Source organism: Rossellomorea oryzaecorticis, from assembly GCF_045897515.1.
GTDB lineage: Bacteria > Bacillota > Bacilli > Bacillales > Bacillaceae_B > Rossellomorea > Rossellomorea enclensis.
In genome coordinates this window covers 1-509 of record NZ_JBJOSA010000055.1, presented here as the reverse complement: position 1 = coordinate 509, position 509 = coordinate 1, and the positions used below count along the sequence as shown (strand labels likewise).

The window sequence follows — 509 nt, the reverse complement described above, 5'->3', positions numbered from 1 at the left end:
CGATTTACGTGAAGGAGTCAAACTCTTTGACATCATCCAAGAAGATTTGTCATCCATCAAGGCTCAAATTCATAATGTGCTGGATCGCTATTTTCCTGAATTCTTAACCGTCTTTAAAAAGTGGGATGGGAAAACAGCTTTATATTTATTGAAGTGTGGATATCTTCCCAAAGATATTCAGCAGAAAACAGAGGATGACCTTCTGAAAGAAGTAAAAACGTCAGTAACGAAAAATATCGGGATAGAGCGTATGCGCCAATTGAAAAAGGCAGCAGCCTCCAGTATTGGACTGACCGTTGGTCTTCGGATGGCCCGTGAAGAGCTACGCTATCTTGTCGATCAGTATGAAGTATTGAACGCTCGTCTAGAAGCCCTTAAAGGAGAACTCGAAGAGCTTGTTCGATCGGTTCCTGGCGCCATTAGTATGATGGATATAAAAGGTGTCGGGCCTATGACAGTCGTTGGCTTCTTTGCCGAAATTGGTGACCTCTCTAACTATAGAGATCCAC

General features: G+C 42.8%; 1 pseudogene. It reads left to right on the top strand.

From position 1 onward, the window contains the following. Nucleotides 1–509: pseudogene (locus tag ACKA06_RS21640) on the top strand (IS110 family transposase); the annotation flags it as partial.